23 protein-coding genes are annotated in these 22,854 nt (G+C 65.5%); 6 read left to right on the top strand and 17 right to left on the bottom strand.

The genetic code is table 11. The features are described 5' to 3' along the window. Positions 1 to 220: 220 nt before the first annotated feature. The 4 genes from csb2 to cas3u are packed head-to-tail and all read right to left on the bottom strand — an operon-like array spanning position 221 to position 6,114. Positions 221 to 1,741, bottom strand: a complete 1,521-nt coding sequence (gene csb2 / locus VHP37_00300) for a type I-U CRISPR-associated protein Csb2 (GenBank protein HEX2824755.1) — start codon at positions 1,739 to 1,741, stop codon at positions 221 to 223. Beyond that, entirely contained in the window at positions 1,738 to 2,814 is a 1,077-nt protein-coding gene (cas7u, locus tag VHP37_00295; GenBank protein ID HEX2824754.1) for a type I-U CRISPR-associated RAMP protein Csb1/Cas7u, read from the bottom strand. Before cas7u ends, csb2 begins: the two co-directional genes overlap by 4 nt. Next, the gene (locus tag VHP37_00290; protein HEX2824753.1) at positions 2,807 to 3,550 is read right to left on the bottom strand and encodes a hypothetical protein; all 744 of its coding nucleotides are present in this window, start codon (positions 3,548 to 3,550) and stop codon (positions 2,807 to 2,809) included. Before VHP37_00290 ends, cas7u begins: the two co-directional genes overlap by 8 nt. Beyond that, on the bottom strand, positions 3,547 to 6,114 hold the full coding sequence (gene cas3u / locus VHP37_00285; GenBank protein HEX2824752.1) for a type I-U CRISPR-associated helicase/endonuclease Cas3: 2,568 nt from the start codon (positions 6,112 to 6,114) through the stop codon (positions 3,547 to 3,549). The genes VHP37_00290 and cas3u overlap by 4 nt, the downstream gene beginning before the upstream one ends. Positions 6,115 to 6,719: 605 nt before the next feature. Here cas3u and VHP37_00280 point away from each other — a divergent pair. Together VHP37_00280 and VHP37_00275 are read left to right on the top strand one after the other, a co-directional pair. After that, positions 6,720 to 7,004, top strand: a complete 285-nt coding sequence (locus VHP37_00280; GenBank protein HEX2824751.1) for a type II toxin-antitoxin system prevent-host-death family antitoxin — start codon at positions 6,720 to 6,722, stop codon at positions 7,002 to 7,004. Beyond that, positions 7,001 to 7,432: a type II toxin-antitoxin system VapC family toxin gene (locus VHP37_00275; GenBank protein ID HEX2824750.1), complete on the top strand. Its 432-nt coding sequence runs from the start codon at positions 7,001 to 7,003 to the stop codon at positions 7,430 to 7,432. The genes VHP37_00280 and VHP37_00275 overlap by 4 nt, the downstream gene beginning before the upstream one ends. Positions 7,433 to 7,476: 44 nt before the next feature. Here VHP37_00275 and rmuC read toward each other — a convergent pair whose 3' ends face one another. From rmuC to hyi, 11 genes are all read right to left on the bottom strand, one after another. Continuing rightward, a complete protein-coding gene (gene rmuC / locus VHP37_00270) occupies positions 7,477 to 8,973 on the bottom strand; it encodes a DNA recombination protein RmuC (GenBank protein HEX2824749.1) in 1,497 nt (498 codons plus the stop codon). Positions 8,974 to 9,199: 226 nt separating this feature from the next. Continuing rightward, positions 9,200 to 9,394, bottom strand: a complete 195-nt coding sequence (locus tag VHP37_00265; GenBank protein HEX2824748.1) for a hypothetical protein — start codon at positions 9,392 to 9,394, stop codon at positions 9,200 to 9,202. After that, positions 9,387 to 9,887, bottom strand: a complete 501-nt coding sequence (locus VHP37_00260) for a hypothetical protein (GenBank protein HEX2824747.1) — start codon at positions 9,885 to 9,887, stop codon at positions 9,387 to 9,389. The genes VHP37_00265 and VHP37_00260 overlap by 8 nt, the downstream gene beginning before the upstream one ends. Before the next feature lie 63 nt (positions 9,888 to 9,950). Beyond that, complete coding sequence (locus VHP37_00255; GenBank protein HEX2824746.1) at positions 9,951 to 10,928, bottom strand: WYL domain-containing protein; 978 nt, start codon at positions 10,926 to 10,928, stop codon at positions 9,951 to 9,953. A 30-nt stretch (positions 10,929 to 10,958) separates the two neighbouring features. After that, positions 10,959 to 11,894, bottom strand: a complete 936-nt coding sequence (locus VHP37_00250; GenBank protein ID HEX2824745.1) for an SEC-C metal-binding domain-containing protein — start codon at positions 11,892 to 11,894, stop codon at positions 10,959 to 10,961. 6 nt (positions 11,895 to 11,900) lie between these two features. Beyond that, on the bottom strand, positions 11,901 to 12,761 hold the full coding sequence (locus tag VHP37_00245) for an EamA family transporter (protein HEX2824744.1): 861 nt from the start codon (positions 12,759 to 12,761) through the stop codon (positions 11,901 to 11,903). Further along, positions 12,758 to 13,723, bottom strand: coding sequence for a tripartite tricarboxylate transporter substrate binding protein (locus tag VHP37_00240; GenBank protein HEX2824743.1), 966 nt, complete (start codon positions 13,721 to 13,723; stop codon positions 12,758 to 12,760). The genes VHP37_00245 and VHP37_00240 overlap by 4 nt, the downstream gene beginning before the upstream one ends. After that, the gene (locus VHP37_00235; GenBank protein HEX2824742.1) at positions 13,720 to 15,123 is read right to left on the bottom strand and encodes an FAD-linked oxidase C-terminal domain-containing protein; all 1,404 of its coding nucleotides are present in this window, start codon (positions 15,121 to 15,123) and stop codon (positions 13,720 to 13,722) included. The genes VHP37_00240 and VHP37_00235 overlap by 4 nt, the downstream gene beginning before the upstream one ends. Before the next feature lie 7 nt (positions 15,124 to 15,130). Next, on the bottom strand, positions 15,131 to 15,910 hold the full coding sequence (locus tag VHP37_00230) for a 3-hydroxybutyrate dehydrogenase (protein HEX2824741.1): 780 nt from the start codon (positions 15,908 to 15,910) through the stop codon (positions 15,131 to 15,133). A 103-nt stretch (positions 15,911 to 16,013) separates the two neighbouring features. After that, positions 16,014 to 16,895, bottom strand: a complete 882-nt coding sequence (gene glxR, locus VHP37_00225; protein ID HEX2824740.1) for a 2-hydroxy-3-oxopropionate reductase — start codon at positions 16,893 to 16,895, stop codon at positions 16,014 to 16,016. Between the two features lie 34 nt (positions 16,896 to 16,929). Next, the gene (gene hyi / locus VHP37_00220) at positions 16,930 to 17,739 is read right to left on the bottom strand and encodes a hydroxypyruvate isomerase (protein HEX2824739.1); all 810 of its coding nucleotides are present in this window, start codon (positions 17,737 to 17,739) and stop codon (positions 16,930 to 16,932) included. 53 nt (positions 17,740 to 17,792) lie between these two features. On the opposite strand from hyi, the gene VHP37_00215 reads away from it, so the two are divergent. From VHP37_00215 to VHP37_00205, 3 genes are all read left to right on the top strand, one after another. After that, positions 17,793 to 18,377, top strand: a complete 585-nt coding sequence (locus VHP37_00215; GenBank protein ID HEX2824738.1) for a nucleotidyltransferase family protein — start codon at positions 17,793 to 17,795, stop codon at positions 18,375 to 18,377. After that, positions 18,377 to 19,804, top strand: coding sequence for a C13 family peptidase (locus VHP37_00210; protein ID HEX2824737.1), 1,428 nt, complete (start codon positions 18,377 to 18,379; stop codon positions 19,802 to 19,804). The genes VHP37_00215 and VHP37_00210 overlap by 1 nt, the downstream gene beginning before the upstream one ends. 69 nt (positions 19,805 to 19,873) lie before the next feature. Beyond that, on the top strand, positions 19,874 to 20,716 hold the full coding sequence (locus VHP37_00205) for a MoxR family ATPase (GenBank protein HEX2824736.1): 843 nt from the start codon (positions 19,874 to 19,876) through the stop codon (positions 20,714 to 20,716). A 151-nt stretch (positions 20,717 to 20,867) separates the two neighbouring features. On the opposite strand, the gene VHP37_00200 is transcribed toward VHP37_00205, so the two are convergent. Next, complete coding sequence (locus VHP37_00200) at positions 20,868 to 21,152, bottom strand: virulence factor (GenBank protein HEX2824735.1); 285 nt, start codon at positions 21,150 to 21,152, stop codon at positions 20,868 to 20,870. A 110-nt stretch (positions 21,153 to 21,262) separates the two neighbouring features. Between VHP37_00200 and VHP37_00195 the strand changes: the two genes are divergently transcribed. Then, entirely contained in the window at positions 21,263 to 22,444 is a 1,182-nt protein-coding gene (locus VHP37_00195) for a VWA domain-containing protein (protein HEX2824734.1), read from the top strand. Positions 22,445 to 22,584: 140 nt separating this feature from the next. Here the strand turns inward: VHP37_00195 and VHP37_00190 are convergent, their stop codons facing one another. Next, complete coding sequence (locus VHP37_00190) at positions 22,585 to 22,722, bottom strand: hypothetical protein (GenBank protein ID HEX2824733.1); 138 nt, start codon at positions 22,720 to 22,722, stop codon at positions 22,585 to 22,587. Positions 22,723 to 22,854 lie beyond the last annotated feature (132 nt).

Genomic DNA, 22,854 nt, shown 5'->3' with positions numbered 1-22,854 from the left:
ATATCCTGCATGGTGCCTAGGCGGGCGTCTCGGAAAGGCAGCTGGACGGGGATGCGGACGCGACTGGTCGCAGCCATGCGCGTGGCATTAACGGCGGCTTACTCACAGATCAAGTCGGCCGACGGCGCGGAGAAGTGCACGCGCTACCTCGAATGTCTGCCTTTTCCACAACGCCATCGATTTGGTGTCTCCCAACACTAAGGTCGTCCAAGCTGGGCAGTCATGTAATCACAAAGAGGCCCAGTCCAGAGAATCGGCCGCTACCGGCGCAGAGTGGCCCTGCGACCTTGACGGGCCAGGTCAGTTTGACGTGGAACCGCGGCGCCTGTGCGAGGTGGCTGGGCACGGCGTACCGCGAGGCCTTATCCACGCCGGCGATGAATCCCGTCTCCCGCGTCTCAATCTGAGCGGAGAACGCCAGCTCGTCGCCGAGGCCTGCGTGGCGCAGCGCCTTCCGCACTAGGGCCTCGCGGCGCTTGATCAAGCGCTCGACCTGCGACTTCTGCTCTTCGCCGCTCTTGGCCTTCCGAATCTTCTCGCGAAGTCCCCTTGGATCGTCGTGGCCCGGCAGCAGCATGGGCGTTACCGTCACCCACGTGGAGGACTCCAAGACGTAGCGCTTGAGGACGCGGTCGTTGCGCGACGTCGCGGCGAGCACGGCCTGCACCGTGCCGGTCTTCTCGTCGATAAGGTCCATGCCGCCCAGCGCACGTTCGGCCCATGCGGTGTCACTGCTTCGCGCGTCGGTCGAGAACACCATTACCCGCCGCACGGCGCCCGCGGTCTCGGCCCCGTCGCCGCGCGGCTCGATGCTGGGCACTGGCACGAGCAACAGGCGAGCTTCATGACCATCGCCATGCCCCAGCACAGAGGCGCGAACGCGCGCTTCGTCCCACCCCGCGCGCTCGGCGGCGGTGCACACGGCATGCCGCAACATGCCGGCGACGGCCATGCCGCGGCGCGCAGCGTCGAAGGCACGGAAATTGTCCGAGTCGACGCGCATCAGCGTGAAGCCGGCGACGTCGGGTACACGCGGCTGATCGGCTCGAGCGTAGTTGGTGATGGCGAAGGTCGATAGAGGTGGCGGCGGGCGCAGCGTCGTGTCGGCGAAGCTGGTGCGAGAAAGAAACGCCCCGTGTCGTCGCTCGAGATCATTGAGCGTTCCTTTCGTCGGCGCACGCAGCCCCCGTCTTCCGTCGCTGCGCGGCTCCCAGACCCTCAGTTTCGCGGACAGCTCGGCAAATTGCTCGCCTCCGACGACTGCGCCGTCACCTACAACGAGATCAATGCCCCAGCCGAGCGCGACCACGCTGCGGGTTACAGCGATAAGGACGGGCGCGGCTGACGAGTCCGCATCGAGCTTCCACGCGTAATGCACGACCGTGTCTTCAGGCAGGCGGTGCGGTCGCAGGTTCTTCATCGTACGGTGTTCGGCCGCGCTACCTTCGTCGCCCCGGATCCATTGTTTCCCCACGAGGTCCATCGCGTTGTGCGGCACCGAGAGCCGGTAGCCTACCGCGCTCTCAACGGCTTCCGGAGCGATGATGAGCGGTGCAGTAAGTTGCTCGAGCCAGATAAGCGCGCCCCGGGCCGACTCCAAGGTGCCAGCGCGCGCCGCGGCCGCTACGACTGCCTGAAACGCGCGCAGCGGAGACGGCGGCCACTCCGGTGCGTTCTCGTCCCCCCGTCCGTGGAACCACGGCGAGAGAAAGCGGAATGACAACACGAGGTGGAGACTCATTCTGCCTTCGCCTTCTTCGGCGTCTTTGGTTTCTTGCCCTCCCCAGTTGTCTCGTCCTTCGCTAGCTTGGTGTCGAACTTCACCGTCTTGTTCCCGCCGACGCCGAACGAGGCAGCCGCCTTCTTCGCGAACGCGAGCGCCGCATCGTGCGTGAGCCCCGAGACTTCGCGTCGACCATCGGGGAAGACCACCTTCGACTCGGGCCTTTTGTCGCCGTCCAGCACCAAGTTGCAGCCCTGACGCAGGAATCCCACCGCCGGCTTCGTGAAGGCCACGAGCGCGAGCCCCAGCAGATAGGCGCGCAGCTTCCTGGTCTCGTCTTCGGTCGTGCCCCGGAGCAGCCGCAGCGCCGCCACATGCAGCGTCACTTCACGGCGGATGTCGCCCTTCGCGATGACGCCGCCGTGCGTCGCCGACGCCGGCACGTGGCGGAAGCCGCGTTCGGAGTAGGCCTTGAGCGCTCCCTTGTCTTCCGTCTCGTCGAGCAGTCCCTCCTCTACGTACTCGACGGCGGGGTTGTATTGGGCCGAGCGCGTCAGCTTCGCGACGTTGAAGGCACGAACGGTAGCCGCCAACAGGCGCGGCGCCTTCGCCTGCGTGTCGCGCGAGTCCCAGACGCCGAAGACGAGCGAAGTCGGTGCGAGTTTCGCGAGTGGCACGGCGTCGCCCTTCTTCAGCGCCTGGAAAGCCTTCTGCAGCGCATCTTTCAGCTCGGTGCAGCGCACGATGGCGTCGCCGGCGCGGTGCCCGGCCTCGAGAATGCTGACCCTCTTTTCTCCAGCCTCGACCACGAGCTGCGGCACGAGTGCGGCGTAGTCACCCGTCGCGAACATCGGCTCTATGCGGTTGGCCTGGGAGCCGACCGAGTCGATGAGGCATACGTTCTCGCCGTTGCCCAACTCGTTGACGTTGTACCCACCCGGGAACTCCTTCGCGTTCTCGGCCGCCGCGAACGTCGGTGGAAAGAAGACGCCGTCCTTGCCTTCCACCGGCGTTAGGTATTCACGCAACACGATGGCTGCGGGTGCGTCAGCAGAGCTTTCGAGCCACGCCTCGATTTGCACTTCACTCATGTAAATCTCCATGCACGGGAACTGCGGGTGAGAAAGCCTTGTGCTTGCGCTGGTCGGTGCGGAACGCACTCTCGAACTGGAACAGCGGTCCTTCATCGGGGAGCGTGTTCGCCGCCGCAAGCGCCGCAAGCGTCACGGGAAGCGGCGCGCGCCATGCGCGATACCGGTAAACGCGCAACTTTACGTCGGAAGGGCGAAAACGCTGGAGTCCTAACAGCGTGAAGAACTCCGTGGCGCTGAAAGCGACCGTCTCCAGCGACAGGGCGTCGGACGAGAATCCGACGTCGAGCGGCAGCGCGGTCGCGCCTCGTCGCCCATCGAAGTAGTACGGCTCGACCTTCTTGCCGTCGGGACCGACCACAACGTGGCCATCGTCGAAGAAGCCGTTGCTCAACGTGTTCGGCAGATCCCGCTGAAGGCTCGTCGCAATGCGATCGACCGACATGCGCCCGGCCCACGTCTTCAGGCCGCGCTCGACCCTCCACCAGTCGATCCGCAGGTCGAAGGGTTCCGCAAGCCGCAGCGCCGACGACGTCTGGTTGGCTGGCTCCAGCACCTCAAGAGATGCTTGCGCGGTCTTTGTGACCAGTTCCTTCATATCTCCGTCGGACACGACGAACTGCGCACCCTCGAAGTATGCCGTCGCGCCTGGCCACAGGCGTTGCGCCAGCTCGAACACACCGCAGCAGCCAAAGAACTGGCCGGGGTTGGTGAGGTCGACTTCGAGGCGGATCATCCGGCCACCTCTTCTTCTTCAGAGCCGAGGACGTCAGCGGCGCGGAGAATCGACTCCATCCACGCCAGACCCCAGCGGCCATATCGACGCTGCAGCCGGTCGAAGCGAAGGGGCACCTCGCGCACCAGCGCGGCCACGACGTCGTCCTTCAGCTCTGGGTCGTAGCTCTCGACGACCGGGAAGTGCGGACGGGCGCGGCCGTGGTGCGCGGCGATGGTGTGCAACGCGAGGTCCTTCGCCGCTTTACTCAATTCGCTGAAATCACCGTCGTGCAGCGAGCCCAGCTCGTGGCGGTAGTGGCTCAGCTCTGAGGGCTGCATGGGGCCCTTGGCGAGCGGTGGCTCCTTGAAGCGCTTGATGGAACGCTGCCACACGCGCCGCTGCTTCCCCAGATCGTGGGCGCGTCCGGCGCGGGCCAATGCCTTCTGCTCTGATTCGGGCAGGGAAAGGCGCTGGGCGAGCCGGGCCGCCCACGCTTCGGTGCGTTGCAGATGGACGTCGAGCAGGAGCTCCGTGCGGCTGTTGCGCGAGCCGTCGTCGTCCGCGCGCTGGGAGATCGCGTAGAGGCGCCACCACAATGGCACGTCACTGTCGTCGACCGTGCGCTTCACCGCGCGGACCAGCCGCATGCCGGGTGGCGCCTTAGGTGTCTCTTCCGATTCATGCACGAGCCGTTCGTTTTCCTTGGGTCCCAGGTCGTAGGCGACGGCTGGATCGAACTCGGCCGTGCCGTCGAGGAGCCCTTCTTTAAGCAGGCCCCCAGCCTCTGGTGCCAGCACCACTGTGGCGTCGTCGAGCGTCGGGTTCCTCTTCGAGTCGTAGCGGTCGACGAGCTCGACCAGCTTCATGATTTCGGCTGGTCTGTCATGGCGGACCAGCCAAGCGAAATGGTTGCCGTCTTTGTCGCGCGCTGCCAGCTTCTCAAGGTGCTTTAGTACGCGGATGGTGACGTCACTCAATGTCTCGCGGCTGCGCAGAGGATAGTCGGCGAGGAAGTCGTCGAGCTTCTCCCGACCGAGATTTTCCTTAGTAAGCCACGCCACCTCGCGGCGCCAGGCAACGGTAGTGCGACTCGGTTCCCATTCAGCTTTTCCGTGCAGCCATTCAGCCACCGGCGGGCGACCGGGCAGCACCTCGGTGACGGTGGTGTAGGACCATCGATCGAACAGCAGCGCGTCGACGTGGTGAATGTCGGGCTGCGGCGTCGAGGCATGGACGCGTGCGCCACGGGGCAAGGCACTTAGCGCCGACGGAGACGCTTCCCGGCGCTCGTCGTCACGTGTAGGCAGCTCGCCCAGCAGCGCTCGCGTAAAGAAGCGCGCGTGGTCGTATTCGTCCTTGCGCTTGCCGAGCTTCTCGTCTTCTCCATCGCCGTCCTCGTCATCGGCTTTCGCCTTTGGAGGCTCTTTCAACTTCTCGCAGTACACGTGCACTTCGGCGTCGCCTTCACCGTAGCGATTGACACGACCCAGCCGCTGAGCGAGCGCGTCGAACGGAGGAAGGTCTGTGACGAGATGATCGGCCGAGATATCGATACCCACTTCCCCCGCTGACGTGGCGACGAGGAAGACGGTGCCCTCCTGCGGTCTCACGTCGTCGCTTGGGCTTGGGAGGAAACGTGCGAACACCGGGTTTTTCACAAGGCCATCGCGTTCCGCGCCTCGCATGGTACCGGTCAACGTGGCGACGCTATCGCTATGCTTCCTCTTGCGAAGCATCTGTGCGCATTTCTCTACGTGCTCGACCGAAGACAGGAAGATAAGAATTTTGCCGTCGAGCTCCATGGCTTTTGTAGCGGCGCGTTCGGGCAGCTCTGCTCGGTCATCAATGGCGTTTAGCTGCAGGCCCTTCCTGGCGTGGAGTCGCTTCCTTACGACCGCGTTGCGGAGGTCCTCTTCACTCAGCATGAATTTGGGTTCCGTGCGGCCGGTGGCCGAAAGCGCAAGCACCTTGAGCGGGCGCGGCTCTTTGCTGCGGTGCTGCTCGTCGGCGATGGCGGTGAGCAACGACTGAAACGCTGGCTCGAGATGGGCCTCATCATGGACCAGCAGTGCGTCTTGCCCGAGGAAGCCGGCGTGCAGCGGCTTACTGCGGAAGCCGCAGCCGTAGCCGCTGAAGAGCAACCGGCTGCCGATCATGTCGACGGTGCCGACTATGATGGCCGGTCGTGACGGATCTCGCCGCCACGCGCCGTTGTCGGCGAACTCGCCTCGAAGGGTGCTGATCGTCAGCGGATGCTTGGCGCTCACCGCCGCCAAGGCGTCGAGGGCATCATGAAGGTGTCGTACGCCAGGCTCGAGGAGTTGGCTGCGAAGCCGCTCGGCCTCAGCGGTGGATTGATCGACGACGGTGCGCCGATTGACGACGTACACGAGCCGCCGCGGTAGTTTCGGGTTCTTGGCGAGCGCGAGCAGCCAAAGGGCGATAACACTTGTCTTCCCGAGGCCAGTCGGCAGATCGCACGAGTTGGGGAAGTCGCTCGCGACGAAGCGCTCGTACAACGCGCGCTGCCACGGGAAGGGGGGGGTGCCGGTGAGTATCAGGAAATCATCGTCAAAGGCCATGCAGGGACTCTCTCTGTAAGGTGTCCTCTGTGTGGGCATGCAGTCCTTGGACACGAAGGAAGGACGCGGGGCACACTCGTTCGCCTCGAGCAAGGGCCAGTCGAACTCGTCGCCGCAGAGGAGGATCGTCGCCGGCCAGTCGCGCCAGAACGTCGATCTTATGGCTCCTCATTCGTCACTCCTCTTAAGTCCCAGCACTTCCGGACTGTGATCGAGCGCATCCCGTCCATCGATGCGGTAAAACGTCGCCAACTCGTCCGGGTCGATGGTGACGGCAAGCTCATCGTGCCTGATCTCGTAATCTGTGAACTCGTGACTGTCGCGGTATACGCGAAAGATCATTGGGCCGCAGGGCGTACGCAAGAGAACGCCTTTGACTCCGGCCGCAGAGGCGGCTTGTGCGGTTACATTGCCGTAAAGATACGTATCTATCGTTTTGTCTTCGCGTCATGTCCGCGTTCTTCGGTTTTCCGAGTTCGCGCATATCTGCAGCGTGTGCACGACGTCTATCGGCCGTCGTCTTACCTCGGCATACGCTTAACGTTGCAGGGGTCATGTCTCGTGTCTACAATGCTCTTTTGTGGTCACACCCTGGAGCCATGTCCATGGACGTATCGGTGCGAGAGCTGAAAAGCCGCCTCTCCGAATACCTGCGCCGCGCGGCGCAAGGAGAAGAGGTGATCGTGACCTCGCATGGCCGCGAGGTTGCGCGACTGGTGCCGCCGCGGGGACATGACGCGGCGACCGAGGACGAACTGATCGCCCGTTTCCGCGAGCTTCCCTGGGTGCGTCCCGGGAGCGGCAGGAAGCCCCGCCTTCCGAAGCCGGTCCTTCGGCTCGATGAAGGCGAGAAAACGCTGGCGGAGATGGTGAGCGAACTGCGCGGATGATCCTGTACCTGGATACCTCCGCATTGGTGAAGCTGTTCGTTCACGAACAGAGCTCTGACACGGTGCGCGAGGCCGTGTCCGGCGCACGGTTGGTCGTCACGCATGCGATCGCGTATGTCGAAGCGTGCGCCGTGTTCGCCCGTGTGACCCACGAGCGTAAGGCAGATGCATTGTTTGCGACCTTGCGGGGCGACCTCGACGTTCAGTGGAAATCGTGGGAGATCCTGCAAGCGACCGATTTGCTGATTCGCCGGGCGGCCGACTTCGCGGGACGCTACCGCTTGCGCGGTTACGACAGCCTGCATCTGGCCGCTGCCGCCGCGGCGTTGGATGCGTTCGGTGATCAGGTGGCGTTTCATTTCGGTGTGTTCGACGACCAGCTCAGGGTCGCTGCGAGACAGGCAGGCGTTCCGTTGCTCGACACATGATTCGGACGTAGCGGCCGTCATGCGCTGCGTTCGTTGTTCGCGCCTCATCCCGCCCCGTCCGACAGCAGTGACGCCCTAAGCTCCTCGGCCTGCACAGTCCGCGGCGTCTGCGGCAGCACGTCCAGGGCTTCGATCTCGCTGTCCTGCGCCGCCGCATGCAGGTCCCTGAACCTGCGCGCTGAAACAAGCACGCGCGTCTCGAGCGTTCCGGTCGCGCTGTTGTAGGCGTCGACTGCTTTGCCGAGACGGTCGCCCACAGTCCCCCAGTGCTCCGCGAGTTTCGCGATCCGCTCATAGAGCTGCCGCCCCAGTGCGGCGACCTCGTGTGCGTTCTTCGCGATCGCTTCCTGCCGCCAGCCATAGGCGACTGCGCGCAGTAATGCGATCAGCGTCGTCGGCGTGGCTGGGATGACTTTTTCGTTCACGCCGAACTCGATCAGTCCGGGATCGTTCTGGAGCGCGGCGCTGAAGAACATTTCGCCGGGAAGGAAGAGCACGACGAACTCCGGCGCGGGATCGAACTGCTCCCAGTAGCCTTTGCGGCCGAGCTGGGTCATGTGGGTACGCACCTGACGCGCGTGATCGACGAGTTTCGTGCGCTGGGTTTCCTCGTCGGGCGCCTCGATCGCTTCGAGGTAAGCCGTCACCGCGGCTTTTGCGTCCACGATGATCTGCTTGCCGCCGGGCAGACGCACGATGAGATCGGGACGCAACCGGCCGTCCTCGGTGGTGCGTGTTTCCTGCTCGTAGAAATCGCAATGATCGATCATGCCGGCCATCTCGACCACGCGTTTGAGCTGGATCTCGCCCCAGCGGCCGCGCACGGTGGGCTGGCGCAGGGCCTTCACGAGATTGGCCGTCTCGCTGCGCAGCATCGGGAGGTGCGTCTCGACCAGGCCGCGCAGTTGCTCGTTCAGCGCGGAATACGCGGATACGCGCGCCTTTTCGATGTCGCCGAGCTTGCCGTCGACTTTCTCGAGCGATTCCCTGAGCGGGCGCACGAGCTCGCCGACCGCTTTCTGGCGCGCCTCGAGATCGCTCTTCGCGCCGTCCTGGAACTTCTCGAGCGTCGTCCGCGCGAGCTCGAGGAATGACTGGTTGTTGCTCTTCAGCGCATCGGAGGACAACGCCTTGAACGCGTCGAGCAGGGCGGTCTCCGCCTGCTTGACCAGGGCGAGCTTTTCTTCCGACGCGCGAGCGGACTCCTCGATGCGCGTCGTAAGCTCCGCTATCCGGGCCTCGTGTGCGGCGACGGTCGTGCCTTTACTGCCGAGCTCCGCTTCGAGCTGAGGCACGCGCGCCGCTTTCTCCTCGGCACGTGCGCGCTGCTCCCGCTCTGTGGCGAGCACGTCCGGGCACGCCGCGTGTTCGGATCGCAACGATGCGAGCTCGAACGTGCGCTCCTCATACTGCGTGTGTGCCGCGGCGAGCCGGGCTTCGAGCGTGGCCTGGGCGGCTTTGCTCGATGCGGCCCGTATGAGCCACGCGAGTGCGGCGCCGACGATGGCGGCCAGCAATGCGATGACGATTGATTCGTTCATGTTTTCTTGTACTTTCCAGCTTCGAACGAACAGGAGCTTAGCGGCCCCGACTCTGAATACTCGATAGCCGTACGTGGCCCCCGTCGGGGTCACGGCCGGCATGGCCAAGCGATCGGTGTTTGGCGTCTTTCGCCGCGGCCAGGGCCGCGGTTCTCGTTATCGGGCGCGTCGAGCAGCCCGACTTATTATGGTCCTCCGGCCGCCAAGCGCTCTGTCGGGAGATGCCCTACGCCTCGGAGGGCGGAGGGGCTGGGGCAGGAGCCGCTCCTGCCAGCGCTTCCGCCAGCTCGCGCATCTCTTCCTGCGCGCGGATGATCTCTTCCAGCGTGAGCTCGGACCATCGTCTCAACTGCTCACGTCGGGCGCCTTCCCAGGTGGTCAGGCTCCAGTCGATCGGCTTCGGATCGGCGGATTCAGCCACGGTCGTCCTTGAGACGCAGTTGTTCGATATCGATGTGGTCCTGGGGTCGACCTGCGGCTTGCTTCATGCGGATCAGCTCCTGAACCGTCACGAAGTGCACGGCTATTGCGCCGTGCAGCGGCTTGACGAGCGCGCGCTCGTACTCGAGATCGAAGTCGAACGGCTCGCGCACGAACACGTCGATGGGCGTTTCACGATGCCGATCGCTCCAGAACTGGAGAACTTGCATGCCTTTGTCCCGGATCCACGATGCGCGCAAGCTTGCGTCTGCGAATTGCGCCGCGGAGATCGGAACCGTGGGGCGGTAACCAAGATTGTTCAACGCGTCGAATGCAGCAACGATGTTGTCCGAGACGAGCTGCACGACGAGGTCGACGTCTTTTGTAAATCGCAGATAACCATGTGCATTCACTGCGAGGCCGCCGGCGACAAGGTAGCGCACGCCGGCCTCCTCCAACGCGACGGCCAGCGCTTCAAAACTCGCGAGCTTCATATATCGGATAGTATGCCCGGCGGAAACCGAGCGCCATCGATCGGCCACGCGCGGCGATGATCGTCACTCCGGCTTGTACCGCGCCAGGGCCGCGCGAAGTCTTTCGACCACTGCCTCGCGCAGGCTGTCCGGCGCCGCCACTTCGACTTCCGGTCCGAATCTCATGACGTCCATCGCGAGCTCGGTCGCGTCGCGGTAGGGCACGCGCAGCTCGTAGCGCCCGTCGGTCAGGAACTGTCCGATCTGCTGCGGATGCCAGCGCTCGTCCGCGACCCAGCGCGCGGCGTTCGCAGAGAAGCGCAGCACGGCGGTCTTGTTCGCTTTGCCCGCGAAGATGCCGTAGCTGCTGGCCAGATGCGCGTCGAGGTCTGCTTCTGGAACGTCGCGCGCGGTGTCGGCGCGTTCCTTCGCCTCCCTGATGCGGTCGATCGCGAACGTGCGCAGCGCGCTGCGGGTATGGCACCAGCCGTCGAGGTACCACGTATCGCGATAGTGCACGAGGCGTTGCGGCGATACGACGCGCTCGGAGACCTGGTCTTTGCTTCGTCCGTGGTAGCGCAGCCTGAGCTCGCGGCGCTGGAGGAGCGCCTCGGCCACGGCCTCGAACCACCGGCCGGGCGCCTTGGCCGCTGCGCCCACGACGCGCACGCGCCGGGCAGCCTCGGTGAGCCCGAGACGCTGGTGTTTCAGCAGCTCGCCGATGCGGCGGTTGAGCGGGGCGAGGTGATCTTTCAGAAGACCGGGATCGAGGCTTTCGAGCACCCGGTCGAACACGATCAGCGCCTGCAACTCCTTCGCGTTGAACCACAGTCCCGGCAGCTCGTAGGTGCCGCCGGATGCGTCGCGCTTGTAGTAGTAGCCGCCGATCTCGTCGTGCCACTCGATCGGCGCGTTCAACTGGTCCTTGAGCAGGCGGATCAGGCGATAGATGCTCGACTCGGACTTGAGCTCGAGCTGCTCCACGAGCTCCGCGCGCGGGATCGGCGTGCGCCGGTCGCGAAGCAGCTCGTGGAGCTTGTAGATCCGGTCGAATTTGTCCACTCAGTCCGATCGTTTGGTCTCTTGCCGACGCTATCGAGCCATGCAGCACTTCTTGTACTTCTTCCCGCTGCCGCACGGACATGGGTCATTGCGGCCGACCTTGGGCTCGGCGCGCACGTAAGGCTCATCGAGCGGAAAGCCTTCTTCATCGACGAGCTCGCCTTCGCCGCGCTCGAGCTCGGCGTCGGCTTCGGCCCAGCGGCGCCGGCGCTCTTCGATCGCTTCGGGCGTATAGAACGCCCACGGCTCGTCGCCGGTTTCCCAGTGCGGCGGTTCGCCGCCCGACGCATACGCACGAATCACATCGGAGCGGTCGAACCATGTTGCTTCATCCGGCTGCTGACCGGCAAGTGCATCGAGCCCGCGCCGATGCCGCGCGCGCGCGAAGCGCAGCAGCGTGCCCGCCAGCAGGCTGCGCATCTGGATGAATTCGGTTTTCGAGGACGCCATCGCGGCCGAGCGGTCGAGCTCGCGCTCCAGCGCTTCGGGGTCGTTCTTCTGAACCCATGCGATCGCCGCATCGACCGCGTCGGAGCGCGTGTACCAGAGCACGTCCGGATCGTCCGCCAGCGCGTGCAGCGCGGGCAGCACCGCGGCCGGCTTGTTCCTGAAGAGCTTCGGCCACTCGTCCGACAGCCACTCTTCGAGCATCTCGTCTTCGGTGTCGTCCACGCGGCGCATGAAGCGCACCAGGAGCTCGCCGGCGCGCTCCGAGTCCATGAGGCCGAGGATCATCGCCGCGTGCAGCAGGCGCCACCATTCGCCGTCGCTCTGGTCGTCGCCCCAGTTGTAGTCCTTGTCGATGAGATCGGCGATCGCGTCGAGCATCGCGTCGCCGCGGCGGGCGGCCTCGTCGATGACGTTGCGCGGCACGCGGTCTTCATCGCGCGCGAGGATGCGCATGAGCTCCGGAACGCTCGTGCCGCGCAGGGTTTCGTCGGTATAAGTGGGAAGTGATTCGGACATCGTCGTCTAACCGCGCACCAGCACCACCACGCCTGCGACGGCACAGAGCGCGCCGATCACGACGCGTCGCGTGAGCGCTTCGGTGCGCAGGAAGAGGGCGCTGTAAAGGAGAGTGAACAGAGGATACAGCGCGACGAGCGGCGCGACGACCGAAACCTGCCCGGTGTGCAGCGCCTGGTAGAGCAGCAGCACCGCGAGCGCGTTGAGGATGCCGGCCGCCATGAACCACTTCACCCCGCCCGGCCGCAGCTTGTAGGCGTCGTCCCCTGCGGGGCGAGCGAGGGTGTATCCCCAGATGCCGGCGCCGGATACGGTGTAGCTGATGAGCGTCGCCGCGAACGGGCTGGGCCACAGATTGAGCGCGAGCTTGGAGAGCGTCTGCGCGAGCCCGCGCAGCATCGCGCCGCTGAACGGCAAGAGGAGCCGCCAGCCCCCTGATGCCTGCGGCGAGCCGCGCCACGACATCAGCACGAGCGCGGCCACGATCGTCGAGCCGCCGACGAGGATCGCGGGCGTCAGCTTCTCGCCGAGCACGAGCACCGCGAGCGCGGTCGCGAACAGCGGCGCGGTGCTGCCGATCGTGCCGGTCAGGGTCGGCCCGAGCAGCCGGTTCGATTCGTTGGTGAGCACGGTGACCGCCGCGGGATAGAACAGGCCGACGACCGCGAAGATCGCCGCGGCGCCGAGATGCCACGCCGACAGATCGAGCTGGAACGGCGCGATCAGCCACCACAGCACGAAGCTCGTCGACAGGCTCACGCGCGCGCCGGCGTAGCTCCCGCCGTAGCGCAAGCCGTAGTGCACCACGATCAGCGCCGCGCCGAAGCACGCGGCCGAGAGCAGCGCGACGACGGCCGGGTGGATCACTCCGGCCTGGCGCCGGAGGCCTTGACGACCTTAGCCCACTTGGCGATCTCGGAACGGATGTGCGCCTGGAACGCTTCGGGCGTGATGCTCGTCGCTTCCATGCCCTGGTTGATGAACTTCTCGCGCACGTCGGGGGAGGCGAGCACCTTCGCAAGATCGTCGTGGATCTTTCTGACCAGCTCCGGCGGCGTCTTGCCGGGCGCGACCATGCCGTACCAGTTGCTCGCTTCGAAGCCGGGAAGCGCGGCCTCGGCGATCGTCGGCACGTCCGGCGCGGCGGGCGAGCGCTTCGCGGTCGTCACGCCGAGCGCGCGCAGCTTGCCGCTGCGGATGTGCGGGATGCCCGCGCTGATCGTCGGAAACGCGAGCTGCACCTGGCCGCCGAGGAGATCGGTCATGCCCGGCGCCATGCCTTTGTACGGGACGTGGATCATCTGGATCTTCGCCATCGTGCTGAAGAGCTCGACCGCGAGATGGCTCGGAGCGCCCGCGCCCGCGGAGGCGTACACGATCTGCTTCGGCTTGCTGCGCGCGAAAGTGATGAACTCGGCGAGGTTCTTCGCCGGCACCGACGGGTGGATCACCGCCATGTTCGGTCCGACCGCGACGAGGCTGATCGGCGCGAAGTCGCGCAGCGTGTCGTACGGCAGCTTGGGATAGAGCGTCACGTTGATCGCGGCGCCGCCGGTCATCATGAGGAGCGTGTAGCCGTCGGCCGGCGCTCGCGCGGCGAGCTCGCTGCCGAGCTGCTGGTTCGCGCCGCCGCGGTTGTCGAGGATGACCGTATGCCCCCAGATCTCGGTGAGCTTCGGACCGACGATACGCATCAGGAAGTCCGAGGGCCCGCCTGCGGCGAACGGGACGATCACGCGCACCGGCTTCACCGGGTATTGCTGCTGCGCGTACGAGAGCGGGGCGGCAGCGAGCGTGAGCGCCGCCAGCAGACGTGCGAGGTTTTTCATTCTTCTGGGATGACTTTGCCGGGGTTGAGGATGTCGAGCGGGTCGAGCGCGCGCTTGATCGCACGCATCGGGGAGATCGCGGAGGGCAGCTCCGCTTTCAGGAAATCGATCTTGCCGAAGCCGATGCCGTGCTCGCCGGTGCAGGTGCCGTTCATCGCCAGCGCACGCTCGACCACGCGCGTGTTGAGCGTCTGCGCTTCCTCGATGTCTTTCGCGTCGGCCGGATCGACCAGGATGACGAGGTGGAAGTTGCCGTCGCCGATATGGCCGAAGAGCGCGACCGGCATCGACGCGTGCGCGATGTCCTCGTTCGTCGCGGCGATGCACTCGGCGAGCCGCGAGATCGGCACGCAGACGTCGGTCGCGACCGCGCGGTTGCCGGGCCGCAGCTGCATGCACGCCGGGTACGCGTCGTGGCGCGCCTGCCACAGCTTGGTGCGCTCTTCGGTGAGCGTCGCCCACTGGAAATCCATCCCGCCTTCCTCGCGCGCGATCTCCTGCACGCGCTCGGCCTGCTCGGCGACGCTGGCTTCGGTGCCGTGGAACTCGCAGAAGAGCATCGGCGCCACTCTTAACCCGAGCTTGCTGTAGCGGTTCACCGCCGAGATCGTCAGCGCGTCGAGGAGCTCGCAGCGCGCGATCGGGATGCCGAGCTGTATCGTCTGCATCACGGTGCGCACCGCGGCGTCGACGCTCGGGAACGCGCACGTCGCCGCCGACAGCGCTTCGGGCTGCGGGTAGATCCGCACGGTGAGCTCGGTGATGATGCCGAGCGTGCCTTCGGCGCCGACGAGCAGGCGAGTGAGGTCGTAGCCCGCCGAGGACTTGCGCGCGCGCCGCGCGGTGTCGACGACGCTGCCGTCGGCGAGCACCGCTTTGATGGCGAGCACGTTTTCGCGCATGGTGCCGTAGCGCACCGCATTGGTGCCCGACGCGCGGGTCGACGCCATGCCGGCGATCGTCGCGTCGGCGCCCGGGTCGATCGGAAAGAAGAGGCCGGTGGACGCGAGATCGCGATTGAGCTGCTTGCGCGTCACACCGGCTTCGACGGTCGCATCGAGGTCGTCGGTGTGGACTTCGAGCACGCGGTTCATGCGCGTCATGTCGAGACAGACGCCGCCGTGGATCGCCAGCACGTGGCCTTCGAGCGAAGTGCCGGCGCCGAACGGTACGATCGGCACGCGGTGCGCCGCACAGAGCTTCACCAGCGCGACCACGTCGTCGGTCGTTTCGGCATAGACGACCGCGTCGGGCAGCGCGTGCGCGTGCCACGACTCGTCCTTGCCGTGGTGCTCGAGCGCTGCCGCTGCGGTCACCACCCGATCGCCGAAGCGCGCCTTCAGCTCGCTTAAGACGATGTCGGGAAACGGGCGCCGCGCGCCCGGGTGCGGCGCGCTCATCGTGCGTTCAGGAGATCGCCCACGCGCCGTCGATCGGCAGCGCCGCGCCGGTGATGCTGGCCGCGGCATCGCTGCAGAGGAACACGCCGAGCGCGGCGACGTCGGAGGGCATGACCGGACGCCGGCTCGGCTGGCGTATTTCGAGCAGCTCGGCCATCGCCGCTTCGCGCGTGCAGCCTTTCTCCGCCATCTTGCGCGCGATCTGGTTCTCGGCGTGGGGCGTCAGCACCCAGCCGGGCGAGATCGCGTTGACCGTGATCGGCGTTTGCGCGCACTCGAGCGCGACCGCGCGCGTGATCCCGACGATCGCATGCTTGGTGGTGACGTAATCGACGCGGTCCTTCACCACGCTCGTCGCGTGGATCGACGCCATGTTGATGATGCGGCCCCAGTTGCGCTTCTTCATGCCGGGCAGCGCGAGACGAATCGTGTGGAAAGCCGCCGAGAGGTTGACTGCCAGCGCGCGCTCCCACTTGTCGACCGGAAACTCTTCGATCGGCGCGTAGTGCCGGGTCACGGCGTTGTTGATGAGGATGTCGACGCCGCCGAAGCGCTTCTCCGCTTCGTGCATCATGTCGGCGATCTCGTCGGGCTTGCCGACGTCGGCCGGGTGATAGACGACGCGGTTATCACCCTCGAGCGAAGCGCGCAGCTTCTCGATCGCTGCGGGCTCGCCCAGGCCGTTCATCACGACGTTGCAGCCTTCCTTCGCGAACGCGCGCGCGAACGCTTCGCCGATGCCGCCGGTGGAGCCGGTGATGAGGGCGGTTTTGCCTTTCAGAGTCACGTGTGGAAAGTCCGGTTAGCTGTTGTTACAAAGAGGTGATGAGATGGGGGTGATGAGACAGGGGGCGTCACCTTCACCTCATCACCTTCACCTCATCACTTCATCACTTCGCTACATCGTGATTCGCCATCCGCTCCAACGCTTTCACCATCGCGGAGTGGTCCCACTTCGCGCCGCCGTTCGCGGCGCACGAGTTGAAGAGCTCCTGCGCGGTGGCGGTGTTGGGGAGCGAGACGCCCATCGCGCGCGCGCCGGAGAGCGCGAGCGAGAGGTCCTTCTGGTGCAGCTCGATGCGGAAACCGGGGTCGAAGGTGCGCTTGATCATGCGCTCGCCGTGCACTTCGAGGATGCGCGACGCGGCGAAGCCGCCCATCAGCGCCTGCCGCACTTTCGCGGGATCGGCTCCGGCCTTGGACGCGAACAGCAGCGCTTCGCCCACCGCTTCGATGTTGAGCGCGACGATGATCTGGTTCGCGACCTTGGTCGTCTGGCCGTCGCCGTTGCCGCCGACGAGCGTGATGTTCTTGCCTATGAGATCGAACAAAGGCTTCACGCGGTCGAAAGCCGCCTGGGGGCCGCCGACCATGATCGTGAGCGCCGCGTTCTTCGCGCCGACTTCCCCGCCGGAGACGGGCGCATCGACGTAGTCGCAGCCGGCCTCGTTGATGCGCTTCGCGAAACTCTTGGTCTCGATGGGCGAGATCGAGCTCATGTCGACGACGGTCTTGCCTTTGCTCAGGCCTTCGGCGACGCCGTTCGCGCCGAACAGCACTTTGTCGACGTCCGGCGTGTCGGGGAGCATGGTGATGATGACGTCCGCCTGCTGCGCGACCTCTTTCGCGTTGCCGCAGGCTTTGCCGCCCGCGCCGGTGAGCTCTGCCGGGACGCCGCTGCGGCTCTGCAGGAACAGCGTGTGACCGCCCTTGATGAGGTTCAGCGCCATGGGCTTGCCCATGATGCCGAGACCGATGAATCCGACGTTCATGTGTGTCTCCGTGAGTGATGGGGCGATTCTATCGTTACAGCATATCGAGCGACGCCGCTTCGGCGCGATTGAGGTACGGCTGGATCCAGCCCAGACCTTCGACCGTCGTCGTCTTCGGTTTGTACTCGCAGCCGATCCAGCCCTTGTAGCCGATGCGGTCGATGTGATCGAACAGGAACGCGTAGTTGATCTCGCCCGTTCCGGGCTCGTTGCGTCCCGGATTGTCGGCAAGCTGCATGTGCGGGATGCGTGCGAGGTTGGCTTCGATCGTCCGCGCGAGGTCGCCCTCCATGATCTGCATGTGATAGATGTCGTACTGGAGGAAGAGGTTGTGCGACGCGACCTCGTCGATGATGTCCAGCGCCTGCTTCGAGCGCGTGAGATAGAAGCCCGGGATGTCGCGGGTGTTGATCGGCTCGATGAGGAGCTTGATGCCCGCCTCCTCGAGCTTCTGCGCGGCGAACTGGAGGTTCGCGACGAACGTCGTCCTCTGCCGCGCCTCGTCGACGCCCTCCGGGGACAATCCGGCCAGACAGTTGAGCTGCTTGCAGCCCAGCGCCGTCGCGTAGTCGATCGCGCGTCCCACGCCGTCCTGAAACTCGCCGACGCGCGCCGGATCGCACGCGAGCCCGCGCTCGCCTTTCGCCCAGTCGCCCGCCGGCAGGTTGTGCAGCACCTGCACGAGGCCGTTTTTCTTCAGCGCTTCGACGAGCTGATCCTTGGGGAAGTCGTAGGGGAACAGGTACTCGACGCCTTTGAAGCCCGCTTTCGCGGCGGCTTCGAAGCGTTCCATGAACGGGTGCTCGTTGAAGAGCAGGGTGAGATTGGCGCAGAACTTGGGCATTTCGGATTCCAACGGATGAGGCGCAAACCGCCGCCCGTATAATGAGGCCATCCATGAACGCTCAGCAACCGATCGTCGGCGTGCTGCTCGCCGCCGGCGCAGGCACGCGCTTCGGCGGCGGCAAGCTGGTGCACCCGCTGGAAGACGGCGCGCCGATCGCCGCCCATGCCGCGCGCAACCTCGTCGCCGCGGGTCTCGACGTCATCGCGGTCGTGCGCAGCGGCGATTTCCCGCTGGCCGACATCCTCGAGCAGGAAGGCTGCGAGGTGACTCACTGCGCCGAAAGCGTGCACGGCATGGGGCACACCCTCGCGCACGGCGTCGCAGAGATACGCGAGGCCGGCGGCTGGATCGTCGCGCTCGCGGACATGCCGCGCGTCAGACCGCAGACGATACAGGCGGTGGCCGCGGCGATCAAAGGCGGGGCGGTCATCGCGGCGCCTTTCTATCGGGGTGAACGCGGGCACCCGGTCGGATTTTCCGCGCGGGTGCGCGACGAGCTCACGCAACTGCGGGGCGACACCGGCGCGAAAGCGGTGCTCGCCCGGCACGCCGACGAGATCGTGCGCGTCGACTGCGACGATCCGGGCGTCCTGCTCGACATCGATCTCAGAACCGACCTCCACCGGGCCCGCTGATGTCCGGATCGAGCCTGGGCGTGCTCGCGCGTGCCTTGCGCGCGGGAGCGAGGCTCGTCTCCCTGCGTCCGGTCTCGCGCGCCGACGTGCCGCCGGTGCCGGAGCTCTTCGCCACGCTGGTCGCCATCGACATCGCGATCATGTTCGTCTTCTCGATGGCGGCTTTCGGGGTGCGCGGGGAGGTCAACATCTACGAGCTCGCGCGCGCGCTCGCTTTCGTGCCGGCGGTGCTGATCGTGGGCATGATCGCGCGGCGCCTCGCGCCGGGTGACGCGCTCCTGACGCTGCCGGTCGTGCTCGCCGCGGCGAGCGTGGTGATGAACGTCATCTCCTCGGCGCTCTACATCCTCGCGCAGCAGCAGCTCCTGCCGTTCGGCGAGACTTACTGGTTCGTGATCGATTACGTGATGCTCGCGTGGTCGGCGGCGATCGTGCTCAATGCCGGATGGCGGCTCGTCGACGCGCCGCTGCGTCGGCGGCTCGCGGCCGGCGTCGCGGCGTTCGCGATCGTCGTGCTCCCGGCTTACCTCGTGCCGCAGGGGCTCGTCTGGGCGCCGCAGCGCGACGAAGGCGCGGCGGACGCGGTGACCGGCTTCTATACGCTCGCCGAGGAGAAAGCGTTCTACGCGCAGACGGCCGCGCTCGATCGCGAGCTCGAAGCGGTGCAGCCGCAGCGCCCCGGGATGCCCGACGTCTACGCGATCGTCGCGGGCCTCTATGCGGGCGAAGACGTCTTCATGAAGGAAACGAAGATGATCTCGTCGCTGCTCGCGCAGCGCTTCGACGCGGGCGGCCGCACCGTGATGCTGATCAACAACGCGAAGACGCTCGAAGAGCATCCGATCGCGACGCTGACGAGCCTCACCGTCGCTCTGCGCCACGTCGGCGAGACGATGGACCGGGACGAGGACGTGCTGCTGCTCTACGTCTCGTCGCACGGGTCGGCCAAGCACGAGCTCGCGGTCGATTTCCGCCCGCTGAGGCTCGACCCGATCACGCCGGAGCGACTGAAGAACGCGCTCGCCGAATCGGGCATCCGCTGGAAAGTGCTGATCGTCTCGGCGTGCTACTCGGGCGGCTTCATCGACGCGCTGAAGGACGATCGCACGCTCATCATCACCGCCGCGCGCCGCGACCGCACGTCGTTCGGCTGCGGCTACGGCTCGGACGCGACCTACCTCGCCAAGGCGCTGTTCGGGGAAGCGCTCGCGAAGACGCACTCGATCGAGGGCGCGTTCGAGACCGCGCGCGCGAAGATCGAGCAGTGGGAGCAGGAGAAAGGCCAGACGCCGCCGTCGGAGCCGCAGATCTACGTCGGCAGGGAGATCCGCGCCAAGCTCGCGGAAGTCGAGCGCAGGCTGGACGAAAAGCGTGATTTACCGCAGAGGACGCAGAGGCGCGCAGAGGAAAAACGTTCGAATCCGTAAAGCGCGCTGCCCGCCGGAGAGGCGGGGAGTCCGCCCGTATAATGCGCGTTTTCGCCGCCAGGACCCGCCATGCGTTTCGAAGGCACCGACAACTACATCGCGACCGAAGATCTGATGATGGCCGTCAACGCGGCGATCACGCTCGAGCGGCCGCTGCTCATCAAGGGCGAGCCCGGTACGGGCAAGACGCTGCTCGCGATCGAAGTCGCCAAGGCGCTTCAGAGGCCGCTCTTCGAATGGCACATCAAGTCGACGACCAAGGCGCAGCACGGGCTGTACGAATACGACGCGGTGTCGCGGCTGCGCGATTCGCAGCTCGGCGACGCCAAGGTGCACGACATCCGCAACTACATCGTGCAGGGCATGCTCTGGAAGGCCTTCACGTCCGAAACGCCGGCGGTGCTGCTGATCGACGAGATCGACAAGGCCGACATCGAGTTCCCGAACGACCTCCTGCGCGAGCTCGACCGCATGGAGTTCTACGTCTACGAGACGCAGGAGCTCGTCAAGGCGAAGCACCGGCCGCTCGTCGTCATCACCAGCAACAACGAGAAAGAGCTCCCGGACGCGTTCCTGCGGCGCTGCTTCTTCCATTACATCCGCTTCCCCGATCACGAGACGATGGAGAAGATCGTCGGCGTGCACTATCCCGACATCAAGAAGCAGCTCCTGCGCGAGGCTCTGGAGCGTTTCTTCGAGCTGAGGGAAGTGCCGGGCCTGAAGAAGAAGCCGTCGACCTCGGAGTTCCTCGACTGGCTGAAGCTGCTCGTCGCCGAGGACATCTCACCCGAGGCGCTGCACAGCCAGGACACTCACAAGATCGTCCCGCCGCTGCACGGCGCGCTGATCAAGAACGAGCAGGACGTGCACCTCTTCGAGCGGCTGGTGTTCATGTCGCGGCGGAAGAGCTGAACCGCCAAAAGCAGTCGTCATTCCGAAGGCGGGAATCCATTTCGACGTTCAACGGCTGGAAAATGGATTCCCGATCGCTCCCGCTGCCGCGGGTCGGGAATGACGGCGAAAAAAAAGCGCCTGGGGGGCGCTTTTCGATTGCGGCCGGAGGCTATCTCCAGTGACCGCGGTGATGGTGACGATGACCCCAGCCGCGGCCGCCACGGTAAATGACCGCGGGCGGACCGTAGTAAACAGGTGCCGGCGCGTAGTAGACCGGCGCCGGCGGGGCCACGTAGACCGGGCGCGGCGGCACGTAGACGACCGGGGGCGGGGGAGCGACGTAGACAGGGGCCGGGAAACCCAAGGAGATACCCACGTCAACGCGCGCTGCGGCGGTGCCCGAGATGCCGATGAGCGCCGCGCCGGCGAGCAGGGTTGCGATGGTTTTACGCATTGTGGTCTCCTCGTTACCGTGTATCCAGTGTTTCGATGGTTGAACGATACCCCCTTCGCGCACGACAATGCGTAAGCAGTTGTAATGATTTGTAACGAGGCCAAGTCGCTGTGCTCATTGAGTTTTTCCTGAAGCTGCGCGAAGGCGGGGTGCCCGTCTCGATCCGCGAGTTCCTCACCCTCATCGAAGCGATGGCGAAGCAGGTCGCTTTCGGCCGGGTCGAGGACTTCTACTATCTCGCCCGCACCTGCCTGGTGAAGGACGAAAAGTTCTTCGACCGCTTCGACCGCGTGTTCGCCGCGTACTTCAAGGGCATCGTCGAAGTCGACCCGCTGAAGGCGGAGATTCCGGAGGAGTGGCTCAGGAAGCTCGTCGAGAAGTTCCTCACCGACGAAGAGAAGAAGCTCATCGAGTCGCTCGGCGGCTGGGACAAGCTCATGGAGACGCTGAGGAAGCGTCTCGAAGAGCAGAAAGGCCGTCACCAGGGCGGCAGCAAGTGGATGGGCACCGGCGGCACGAGCCCGTTCGGCGCGTACGGCTACAACCCCGAAGGTGTCCGCATCGGGCAGCACGAATCGCGCAACCGCCGCGCGGTGAAGGTCTGGGACCAGCGCGAGTTCAAGAACCTGGACGACAGCGTCGAGCTCGGCACGCGCAACATCAAGGTCGCGCTGCGCCGCTTACGCAAGTTCGCGCGCGTGGGCGCGCCCGAGGAGCTCGACCTCGACGACACCGTGCGCTCGACCGCGAAGAACGCAGGCTGGCTCGACCTGAAGATGGTGCCCGAGCGCCACAACGCGGTGAAGGTCTTGATCTTCTTCGATGTCGGCGGCTCGATGGACGATCACATCCGCATCTGCGAGCAGCTCTTCTCCGCCGCGCGGATCGAGTTCAAGCACCTCGAGTACTTCTACTTCCACAACTTCCTCTACGAGCGGGTGTGGAAGGACAACCGCCGGCGCTCGGCCGAGCGCATGGCGACGTGGGACGTGCTGCACACCTATCCCCACGATTACAAGGTGATCATCGTCGGCGACGCGACGATGAGCCCGTACGAGATCACCTATCCCGGCGGCAGCGTCGAGCACACCAACGAGGAGCCGGGTGCTACGTGGCTGCAGCGCTTACTGTCCGTCTATCACCAGACGATCTGGCTCAACCCGCAGCCCGAGGCGCTGTGGGACTACCACGAGTCGATCCGCATCACGCGAGAGCTGATGGGGGAGCGCATGTTCCCGCTGACGCTCGAGGGGCTCGACAAGGGAATGCGGCAGCTGACGAAGGCTCACTGACGTTCGTCATTCCCGCGAAGGCGGGAATCCATGTTGACTTTGAAGAAATTCAAAATGGATCCTGGCGTACGCCAGGACGACGCTTCGCGTCGAATGGATTCCCGATCACATCGCGCTCGCGCGCGGTCGGGAATGACGGCTCACAAGCGGTTCCGCGCCCTGAATTTCTCCTCGTCGATGACGTGGCGCTCGTGCTTCCCTTCGGAGATGAGATTCACGCCGTCGTGCGCCGACAGCGTGAAATAGAGCTTGCGGCCTTCGACGCGATCCAGGCGCACGTCGACGGTGACGGTGCGCCCCGCCGGCGTGGCCGCGAGGTGCGAGAAATCGACGTGCGTGCCGAGCGACTGCTCGCGCGGCCAATGAGGGACTTGCGGGTTTTAACTCAACACTTAACACGTAACATTCAA

The sequence above is a fragment of the Burkholderiales bacterium genome (assembly GCA_036262035.1).
Lineage (GTDB): Bacteria > Pseudomonadota > Gammaproteobacteria > Burkholderiales > SG8-41 > JAQGMV01.
The sequence above is the reverse complement of the archived record's forward strand: the minus strand, read 5'-3'. Positions and strand labels throughout refer to the sequence as shown.